Source organism: Bacteroidia bacterium, from assembly GCA_025056095.1.
GTDB lineage: Bacteria > Bacteroidota > Bacteroidia > JANWVE01 > JANWVE01 > JANWVE01.
Genome location: JANWVW010000094.1, coordinates 1 through 10,470 on the forward strand (window position 1 = coordinate 1; position 10,470 = coordinate 10,470).

At 35.8% G+C, this 10,470-nt stretch carries 10 protein-coding genes; all 10 read right to left on the reverse strand.

All coding sequences use genetic code 11. The annotated features are described in order from the left end of the window. Nucleotides 1-147: 147 nt before the first annotated feature. Nucleotides 148-828, reverse strand: coding sequence for a 16S rRNA (cytidine(1402)-2'-O)-methyltransferase (rsmI, locus tag NZ519_08110; protein MCS7028714.1), 681 nt, complete (start codon nt 826-828; stop codon nt 148-150). A gap of 29 nt (nt 829-857) precedes the next feature. Beyond that, nucleotides 858-1,625 carry a CPBP family glutamic-type intramembrane protease gene (locus tag NZ519_08115; GenBank protein ID MCS7028715.1) on the reverse strand — a complete coding sequence of 256 codons (768 nt, stop codon included), beginning with the start codon at nt 1,623-1,625 and terminating at the stop codon, nt 858-860. Continuing rightward, nucleotides 1,615-2,490, reverse strand: a complete 876-nt coding sequence (locus NZ519_08120) for a LysM peptidoglycan-binding domain-containing protein (GenBank protein MCS7028716.1) — start codon at nt 2,488-2,490, stop codon at nt 1,615-1,617. The genes NZ519_08115 and NZ519_08120 overlap by 11 nt, the downstream gene beginning before the upstream one ends. Before the next feature lie 97 nt (nt 2,491-2,587). Beyond that, nucleotides 2,588-4,093: an RAMP superfamily CRISPR-associated protein gene (locus tag NZ519_08125; protein ID MCS7028717.1), complete on the reverse strand. Its 1,506-nt coding sequence runs from the start codon at nt 4,091-4,093 to the stop codon at nt 2,588-2,590. A 7-nt stretch (nt 4,094-4,100) separates the two neighbouring features. After that, entirely contained in the window at nt 4,101-5,093 is a 993-nt protein-coding gene (gene csm4 / locus NZ519_08130) for a type III-A CRISPR-associated RAMP protein Csm4 (GenBank protein MCS7028718.1), read from the reverse strand. Between the two features lie 5 nt (nt 5,094-5,098). Beyond that, nucleotides 5,099-5,815, reverse strand: coding sequence for a type III-A CRISPR-associated RAMP protein Csm3 (gene csm3 / locus NZ519_08135; GenBank protein ID MCS7028719.1), 717 nt, complete (start codon nt 5,813-5,815; stop codon nt 5,099-5,101). A 27-nt stretch (nt 5,816-5,842) separates the two neighbouring features. After that, nucleotides 5,843-6,265, reverse strand: a complete 423-nt coding sequence (gene csm2, locus NZ519_08140) for a type III-A CRISPR-associated protein Csm2 (GenBank protein MCS7028720.1) — start codon at nt 6,263-6,265, stop codon at nt 5,843-5,845. A 20-nt stretch (nt 6,266-6,285) separates the two neighbouring features. Next, nucleotides 6,286-8,601, reverse strand: coding sequence for a type III-A CRISPR-associated protein Cas10/Csm1 (gene cas10, locus NZ519_08145; protein MCS7028721.1), 2,316 nt, complete (start codon nt 8,599-8,601; stop codon nt 6,286-6,288). A gap of 35 nt (nt 8,602-8,636) precedes the next feature. Next, nucleotides 8,637-10,142: an amino acid permease gene (locus NZ519_08150; protein ID MCS7028722.1), complete on the reverse strand. Its 1,506-nt coding sequence runs from the start codon at nt 10,140-10,142 to the stop codon at nt 8,637-8,639. A 137-nt stretch (nt 10,143-10,279) separates the two neighbouring features. Then, nucleotides 10,280-10,470, reverse strand: a 191-nt coding sequence (locus tag NZ519_08155; protein ID MCS7028723.1) for a hypothetical protein, incomplete at its 5' end; no start/stop codon positions are given.

Consider the following 10,470-nt stretch of genomic DNA (forward strand, 5'->3'; position numbering starts at 1 on the left):
AGCGAAGCACCGAAGCGAAGCGCAGTGCGGAATGCCCCGACCCTTGCGTCAGCAAGGGGCACGCCCAAAAAATCAAAAAAAATAAAATTATCCTACAATTTTGGACAAACCTGAAACTTTGAAAAACAATTTCTTGCTTCTATTCGCCTATTCAGTTTTATGAATAACAATTACAAACTCGCCCTTTGGGGGATGCTGTTCAAAATGCTCAATCAGCTCTGTTATGTTACCTCGAATGGTCTGTTCAAAAACTTTGGAAATTTCTCTGCTTACAGATACTCTAACCGTTTTGCCTAAGTAAATTTCTATTTCTCGTAAGGTTTTGAGTAATCTGTGGGGCGATTCGTATAAAACTATTGTTCGGGTCTCATTTTGCAGTTCTGCCCAACGAGCTTTTCGTCCTTTTTTCAAAGGTAAAAAACCTTCAAAGCAAAACCTATGTGTAGGAAATCCACTGTTGATAAGGGCAGGAATAAAAGCCACGGGACCCGGCAGCGTTTCTACTACAATCTGATTCTCAATAGCAGCATTGACTACGGTATAAGCTGCATCACTAATGCCCGGCGTACCTGCATCGCTAACAATGGCAACATTTTTACCTTCCTTAATCAACTTTATGATATGACTTGCTTGATAGTCCTCATTGTGCTGGTGGTAGCTTATCATTGGCGTTTGAATACCGTAAGTTTTAAGCAGTATGTTAGTAATACGGGTATCTTCTACGGCAATATAATCTACTATTTTTAGTATAGCTATGGCTCTTAGAGTAATATCCTGCAAATTGCCGATAGGTGTAGGTACAATATACAATTTGCCTACTGTATCCATACTGTAATACTACCTAAAAATTAAGCAAATTAGGAATGAAAGAAGTATTTAAGTACATCAAAAGTTATCAAAATATCGTAAATTGCGTGTGTCCAAGCAGCTATGCCGAATCCTCTAAGCAAAAATATTATTCCTAATACCATACCTGCTCCCATTCTGAAAATAAAAGAAGACCATGTGAACACATCAGCATACGTGCCAATGTAATGTATATAAGAAAATAAGGCAGCAGAGATTGCAAAAATCAAAAGTTTTGTTCCGTACATTTTGCTTTCAGGATACATGTTGTCCAACATGACAAAAGGAAAACCTATCAATAAGAACCGAAAGACAAATTCCTCATAAAAACCTGCGCCCAGACATAAAGCTATTTGTGTAGTCATCCCTAATGAATGTTCATCATAGATTATCAACTTGTAGCCAAAAAAGATAATTGCTACTAAGGGTGCTAATAAGAAGGCATAAATCAGCGATTCTATCATCATACCTACCATGTAAAACTTTTTTATCTTTATGCCCTGCTTTCTATCTCTGTAAATGGCAAAGATGCAAAGCAGTACAACCAATGCACTAGCAACTATACGCCCCCAAAAACCTAACAAATTACTTAATTGCTCTATCCAATTTGCTACACCATTGACTACAGGAGTATTTTGTAATCTAATCAATACTTCATAGCCTAGCAGCAAAGGTAAAGAGAAAACCAACGAATACGATGCCTTTCGGGTGGCTTTGAAATAGCCAATATGTACTTCTCTCGGTTTTTTAGCTTGAAAAAAAGGACTTTCACTGTACATATTTTATTTCAACATTAAATTCCTTTTCCGATGTTTTTAGCATTTCCGCAATAGCAGGTGTAACTCTAAGTAAATAGGTTAAAGTGGGTTCGTTAGCTTCTATGCGTGCATAAACACTTTTCTTATTAGCTGGGTTAATAATAGTGATAATCGTACCTATTTTCAAATCCTTATGAATAGCCCCAAAACTGTCAGGCTTCAACAAACTGTCTGTTACAATTGCTCTACCTGTTTCTGTCTTTTTTTGATACGGTTTGACAAAAACTTCATTCAATACGTCTTTTTTACCTATTTCATCTTGAGCTACTACTTTTACCTGCGGATTAGGATTATCAAAAGCAGCAGGATTTACATCAGTGTCTGATTGTGTAGCGTGCGATATAGGACTGTGATTGGTTTCGTTTGAATTGTTTGAATAACCTACAATCAATTTTTGACCTATTTGTAATGTAGGAGTTTTGGTAAATCCATTCCACGCATAAAGCTTTTGCAGACTAATTCCATGCTTTTGAGCTATTCTGCTTGGGGTGTCCCCAGATTTTACAACATAGTATATAGGCTGCATACTTTGAGTGCGATGATTGGTACTTTGAGATAGCCCTGTGCCACGAGGAATATAGATAATTTGACCTACCCGCAGTTTGTCAATCTCAATACCCGGATTGACTTCCTTAATAGCATTGAGGTTAGTACTGTACTTTTGAGCAAGTGCAGAGATGGTATTACCAGGTTCTATTTTGTAAATTATGCATCGCTTACCTGCAATCATTTTCTGTCCTATGGAGTCATAAGGGGTAGAAAAGTACTCAGAACTAAAAAGAAAACTGCATGCTATCCACAACAAATTCATTTTAGCGTAAAGCATAAAACAAAAATACAAAAATTTAGGCTGTATGTCTTTTGAAATTTTGGAATTAAAATTAGCGCTGTAACCACTTATCTAATATAACGCTAAACTTACATTATGAAAGCTTTTTACTAAAAATGACGTGTTGTATTTCTTTTTGTTTTTTGTTGTAGTCTGTAATTTGCACTTCTACAACAGCTCCAGGGATGAGGTCAGAAGCATGGTATTTAAAGCTAAACTCTCTTTCTAGTCCTTCTACACATAATTGGACAAATACTTGCGAACCTTCTCTACGCTTGACAATAGCTTGTACTTTATCGCCCTGTTTGAGTTTATCTTGCCGTGGGTAATTAAGCATCGAAGTGTTTTCTTTCGTTTCCACTATGGTATTTTGAACGGGTATTTCGGTTTGGGGTTTATCTTCTGTTTCTTCAGCCAAAGAGAGTAAAGAAATATTTTTTAACGATTTTTGTTTTGCTATTTTAGCTTCTTCTAACTTTTGTAAGATAGAGTCTTTTTCTTGTTCATCTACTATTGTTAGTCTAGCAAAGCCCATTAGGCGCATTTCGTAATCTTGATTAACAGGATGAAATGCAATTTTACGAGATTTGTAAAACTTTTCTGTTTTTTTCGACTGAATAATACTTTCTAATAAATGATTTTCGAACTGCCAATCCCCTGTAATGGCGTGAAAGCCACTTCCCATACCTATACGCAATACACAAGATTGATTACTATTCGGGACATTTTTAAGTAAATCTTGAAGTTTATTACGGATGTTATTTGTTTTATCCGTTTGGTACTCGTCAAAAAAATCAATTTCTTTTTTAATGAAGTTACGTGTATAGTTATTGACTATCTGAAAAATGAACTCAATGGTACTACCTTGCTGTTGAATGATGTGGTTAGCGTTAGGCGGAGTGTCAGGTTCTAGCAGCTGATACACCTTCTCGGCAATGTTTATCCGAAAAACAGATTTACCTGAAAATGTTTCAAAGTGGGTTACAAAACCTGTTTCTTTAAATTTTGTTTCATTACCTCTTTTTAGTGCAGATTTCCAAGCACCTTCAAAACGATTTCCTCCGCTATTTTTTAAGTTAAATAACTTAGTAGCATATATACGAGAGTTTAGAAAATATGCATCACTTACTTGTATCAAACGCATGAGGTTGTTATCAATTTTGCCGAAAAGGCTTTCTTCTATCTTTTTTTCGTCTACTTTGACCTTTTTGTACAAGTAATTAAATAATACGCTCCGCAATGCTCCTTTTATACTGCTACCAGGTAAATAGGGATAGCCTTCTCCGTTACGAATAAGAGTTTTGATGGGATTATTCTTTTCGGGAGGTATAGGGCAATCAAATTCATGAATGATACAATCTTTGATATCTTCAAATTTGGGGCTAAAACTTGCGTTGATGATATCATTAGTAATTCTATTTAGTTCCTCGTAGGTTTTTTTTCTCAAATATGCATCTAGATCGTAAATGTAGAGTTTTTTGTTTCTTTGGTCATAATACTGCACAAGGCTATCCCATGCTTTTTCGTTTCCTGCACCTACATGTGTAGGAGTTAAAAAATCAACAGCAATGTAAGCTTGCTCTACTAAATCTTTCTTCATATTCTATTTAAGATTGATAAAACGGTAAAAAAAGTGTTTTTCCTATTCTTATTATAGAATGTTCTTCTGTGTGTCCTTTCATAATGTCAGGTTCTAGGTCTACATATCCACCTAAAATCAAAGGTTCACTTGGTTTAGTTTGATGCTCGGGTAAACTGAATACGCTTCCTTCACTGAACATATTGATAAACCTTTTTCTATACGAAAGAAAAGGTGGTGTAGAAATGTATCCACCACGCAGCTTGAGTTCATATTCAGCGTTTTCAAGCATAGTTTGTAATTGTTCTTGGTTTTCAGGTAGAAACATACCTAAACATAATAGACGATTAGCCTTTTGAGGTAGTTCAATAGACAAAGTAGTTTCTTCAAAAGTAAAAAAACCATTACCTACATTTCTGTCTGTGCCTATACCTTCATCAGAAAGTAAGCGTAAAGCTGTACGAACTAATTCTTTGTCTTGTGGGCTGCCTTCAAAGATGAAGTAAAGTCCTGCTTTTTCATGAAAGTACAGGCGTTCAAGGTAAAAGGGCATAGTTTCACGCCTATTCGGAGTTTGCTCAATTTTTACTCGCTGCACAACATGCTTCTCAAACAGCTTTATTTCTTTTGCCCTCTCACTTAGTATTGAATCATTGATATGATTTTCATCAGATAAGTTCAAGTCTTGACCTTGTAAGATCAACTGTAAGTAGGTGCTATCTACGTATTTAATTTTTTTTAGCTTTTTGAAGGCAATACCGCTAGTACTATTTACTTGATAGGAAAATGGCTTAGGAAATAGATAAGAGTTTTCATAGAAAGGAAACAGGCTAGATATTGCAAAACTAAAAGAAGGAGTAGGTATAGGTATGCCCAGCATTGCCCATGCTGCTACAAAAGCAGCATACATTTTATCTGAGTGTAAAAATTCTTCTGTTCGGTCATAGACCGCACTTGGCGTAGCAATATGCAAAGGAGTTTCAAAGTAGAGTTTGAATATTGTAAATGTGCGTAGTCCCATAAACTTTAAGCTTTTAGATCTGCAGGAATGGGAACTTCTGTATAGTCCTTTTCAGGTGCTGTATCAAGGTAAAATTCTTTGGAGCGTTCTTTTATAGACTCAATGTAAAATTGTACCTGCCCACATCCCCGTGAACCCTTACCCCCTAAATAATCATCTTGAATGAGTCGCAAACCATTGAATATGATTCGCAAATTTTCTTGTTCATTATCTCCTTCTAACACATTTACTACAATATTAAGGCTAAATTCAGCACCAGCAGGTACTCGCTCTATTGTGCGCGGAGTAGCTTTTGCTGTTTTTCTATCAATAACTACTTCTGTCTTAGCTTCTGTATAAGGTAAATCTGTAAATTTGTTTTTGAGAATTTCTTGCTTTTCATCCAGCAAATCTCCATCTCTTACAATAATTTTAGATGGAACAGGGTCATCATTATCTGAATTACCGAAAATATGCGCTATTTTACCTTTTTTACTGGGTCCGTACTTAATGTGCTGCCCTTGTCTAGGATTTTTTTCTTCAGAAATACCATCAAGTTGTTCCAATAAGCAGCGCATTTTACCTTTAATACTGCTACCTGGGATATAAGGCTTGTTAGTTAGTGGATTGCGAACAACAAACACATCAACCCCACCAATGCTTAGCGCCGTATTAGAGCCCCCAATATGCAGCCCTGTAAGGGCTTTAATTTTTCCTCTGATAATGATTTTCTTTTTTAGCATATTATTCTTAATTTTAGTTTAATACTATTACTTTCCTCCATGAGCTTTGTGATACGCAATAACAGCTTCAATAAAAGTAGCGAAATTATTGTAGCTTACTTCATCATTCACTTTATCAATCAACTGACTAACCACTTCATAGAAAAGATGAATTTTGTTTTCATTTCCTTGTCGAGATTTATTGTAAGCCAGCTTGGGTTTAAGCATATAAAAGTCCATTTTGTTCTGTTCAAAACCTTTGAGCTGAATACGACGAACTTCTCCAAAGAAGTTCCGAATCTGTGAAGTAGTTAAGGGAGACCCCTGAATTAAGTCATAAGCAAACACTTCACAGAATTCAATAGCTTCTCGAGGTAAACCTTCTTTTCTTGTAATCCATTCTTCCCATTGTTCAGGTTTAAATTCTACTGTTTTTTTTTCTTTTAGTACGGTTTGCCCTGGTATTTTCATAGCTGTATAAATTTAATAGTTTATATGCTTTTCTCATTTCTCATAGTAAAGTCAGCTAGTCGGGCAGCGATACAAAGTAATTCTAATGTACGTTCAGGTGTAAATTTTGCTTTGATATCTCCGAGAAATATCAAAGTTTTAAGCTCACTTAAAGCTAGAGTGTTTTTCTGATTTGTATTCCGAGCAATATTGTAAGCTGCCAAGTATTGCCATGTCAGTTTACTTTGTTTTTGCAAGTTTCTATATTCAAAGAGTTTTTGCAGAAAGTTTTTGCTAATAACACCTTCCTTTAAGTATTCTACTAGTTTATCCCAATACTCCGTTACAAAGTCAAACTCTTTGTTCCAAGATACAGGTTCATCAAGCAAACAGACTGCATTTTTAGGTGACTTGACTAAGTTCTGTGGATTGTATTTTTTAGCTTTTTCTTCAGCTTGACCTGCTTCATCTGCGGCTTTGGCAATAGGATATTTCTCATCTACAATAGCAATACCGCCTGAAATAGAAATGTCTTCTCTCCCAACAAAATCCCGAAAGTCTTTTCTTATTTTTCCTGCAAGTTCTATAATTAAGTCCCAGCGCCCAATGACAAATAAATCATCACCCCCTGAATACAAAATATGTAAAGAATTTTTACTTGAATAGGTTTTATTTACTTGCTCTTTTATAGTATTTAGATAACCACTAAAAAACCAATCCAACCGAGTAGAGAGCGTAGATAAGCTAGCAAAATTACGGATCTCTTCCCCTAAACCTTCATTAAAGATACTACCTAAATTATCTACATCCATGCGCAGTATACCCAAACGAGTAAAACCCTTTGCATTATTTTCATTTTTAGCTAAATCAGTAAAAGGGGGACATATTTCATTACCACCATAAAAAGTGAATCCGTACGCCAGGTTATTACCTTTTATACTGTTCAAAAAATCCTCTGTACGATTAAAAATCTTAACCAAAGCATTATCTATTTTTTCCTTTTCTTTGGTCAAAAATGTATAAAATACGCCTTGTTGTAGAGGTTGAAATCTGTTTTCGTCTTCAATTTGGGATAGTTTATAGTAGCTTTGAATAAGATATTTAGATGAACGCAGATTTTCTGCTAATTCTACTTGACGCTTAACTATACGAGTAACCTTATATTGAACTTTATTTTCATCCTCACTCTCCTTTTCATCAAGAAGTACTAACTTACTTCCTTTGGGTGCTTCTTTACCCGTAATATCACAGCACTCTGCTTTTCCACCTGCACCTGAAGGCTCAAACAAATCGCTGTATTTCTCTGATAGTAAGAACTTAAATTTCGTATATTTTTTCTTACCTGTAACATGAATGACAGAGTTCCAAAGCTCTTTTAGTCCCTTTTTGGTTTCATTTTGATATTCAAAAATAATTTCATTGTTTTCATCAAAACTGAAAGGAATGTAGCCAATATTGACGTACAAATCACCATAGTGTTCATATAGAATTTGTTTAACAATACGTTTTTCAATATGCTCAATGAGTTCCGAAAAGTTGTTTGTATGAGGTAGAAGCAGGTAGCCCTTTCCTCCACCTGAATAAATAATATGGCTTTGAGTAGTACCTAATTCTTTGTGTATTCTCTGAATAATGGTATCTGTCAATAAAATTAAGTAAAAAGAGCGCCCTTTTAGGGATTTTGCGGCTAATTTGCTTAAAATATTGTAGATGTAGCTCTGAATACCTGAAATATCTATGCAAAGCAAAACAAAAGGGTATTTCTGACCGTATACCACACTTCCATTTTGTATTTGACCTTGTTCTGCAATAGTATGAGCAAAAGCACTAAGGATCTTTATGTCTTCAAATGCATTTACGAAAGGATATTTTTCATTGATAGATAGGCAAGTGAGGTATTTTTTGTATATGTAAAGCAGAGTGGTCGCAAATGGAATAAGCTCTGTATCTGTGGAGATTTTTTCTAATTCATCCACAAAGGCTTGAATGTGTTTCGTTATTTCTTGTTCATCAGGTTTTTGATTTTGACAAATATGGCTATCTTTTTCGATTGAGAGTATTTCAATAGGAAGGTAAGTAGTAGCGTTTGTTTTGGGTTTTAGATAGCAAAATACATTTTCCGCAGGTTGAGCTGTGGTAAAAGGAACAGAGAGATACTTTTTAGCTTGCTTCAGGATAATGTCTAATTCCTGTTGGTTGGTATCTTTTAGGTAAATATTTTTAATTTTTTCAATGTATGAAGTGATACCCGCGTGGTAGTGTTTTAAGTAGTCTAAGCCATACAGCATGCTCCACAGATAGGCTTTTTGTTTCATAACGGTAGCGTTGTTATTGCAAATATAAAAAAGAATAGACAATACAAAAAAAATTCACTTTTTATTTTTTGGGAAAGTTAGTTTTTGGTGTTGGAATGACTAAGTGTAGGTTGATTTAGCTTGCTATTTTTGTAGCTATACAAGAAATAGATTAACAGTCCAATTGCCACCCACACAATTAAGCGTATCCAGGTATTTTGCTTTAAACTAATCATCATAGCTACGTTAAAGACTACTCCTAAAAAAGCCACAATGGGCAAAGCAGGAGCTTTGAAAGGTCTATGCAGGTTAGGTTCTTTAATTCGAAGCATCCAAACTGCGCCGCAAATCATAGCAAAAGCTAACAAAGTTCCTATGCTAGTCATTTCTGCCAAGTTACTAATTGGCGTAAGTGCTGATACAACAGAAACTATTCCACCTACTAATAAAGTGCTGCGAGCAGGAGTTTTGAAGGTAGGATGTACGTACCCAAAAATTTTGTAGGGCAATAGCCCATCTTTTGCCATACCTAAAAAAATACGTGTTTGAGAAAGCAGCATAACTAATAAAACCGAAGTTAAACCCGCTACGGCTGCTATCGTAATAATATAAACAGCAAAACTTAATCCTTTACTTTCAAATGCAGCAGCAATAGGGGCATTTACATCAATGTTTTTGTAATTGACCATTCCTGTAACTACTAATACCACTAAAATGTATAAAAGCGTGCAGATGAATAAAGAAGCTATAATTGCAAAAGGAACATCACGAGTAGGATTTTTAGCTTCGCCGGCTTGTGTAGAAACCGCATCAAAACCAATGTATGCAAAAAAGACAATTCCTGCTGCGGTCATAATTCCTTGCCATCCGTAGTGCCCTGCGCCTTTTTCATCTACAAAACGTTCAGGAATAAAAGGTGTCCAATTTTCTGTATTGATATAAGCCGCTCCTGCGATAATAACAAACAAAACCGCACCTAACTTAATAGCTACCATTACGTTGTTCGTTTTAGCTGATTCGCTAATTCCACGTACTAAAATTCCTGTAATAGTCCATATTATCAAAAACGCAGGTAGATTAAAGGCAATTGGAATACTTCCAATAAACCAAAAATTTTGAGCTTGTTTAGTCCCTTCCTTGATTTGACTAGCAATTGTACCAGGGTCATTGCATAGCCAGTCAGGGATGTGCAGGTTCCACAAGTGCAAAAGTTTATTAAAGTATGCAGACCATCCTACGGCAACGGTAGCCGAACCCATAGCATACTCCAAAATTAAGTTCCATCCGATAAGCCATGCAAATAACTCTCCCACAGTGCCATAAGAATAAGCATAAGCAGATCCTTCCACAGGTAAAATAGACGCAAACTCACTATACGCTAATGCAGCAAATAAGCATCCTAAGCCTGCAATTACGAAAGAAATAGTTAGGGCAGGTCCTGCGTGTTCGTGGGCGGCAACTCCTGTAAGTACAAATATGCCCGTTCCAATAATAGCTCCTATGCCGAGAGAAGTAAGCGCTCCCTTTCCTAATACGCGTTTGAGCTCACTTTTTTGTACATCTTGCTCAAAAGCACTGATGGGTTTTTTTCGCATTACGTTCATGGCTGTTTTTTATAGTTTTATGAACTCAAAATAAACACATTTTAACCAAAAGTACATAACACTTGGGGGCAAAAACTATAATTTTTTAGGCAAGTAATTCATTTTTAGTGTGTTAGGTTATTGCTGTTTGGGTTTGGTCAGAATTTTTGATTTGCGATTTTGTTAAGGTTCAATGCAGTTTTGGGCAAATTCTTTGATTGAAGCCAAGTTGTTTTGTAAGGACAGTTATGTGAAGGTTGAATTTTTATTGAATTTTTTTTGGGCGTGCCCTTGTGGGCTTTTGCCCACAAGGTCGGCGTGCTACGGGCTACGCTATCGCTTCGGTGCT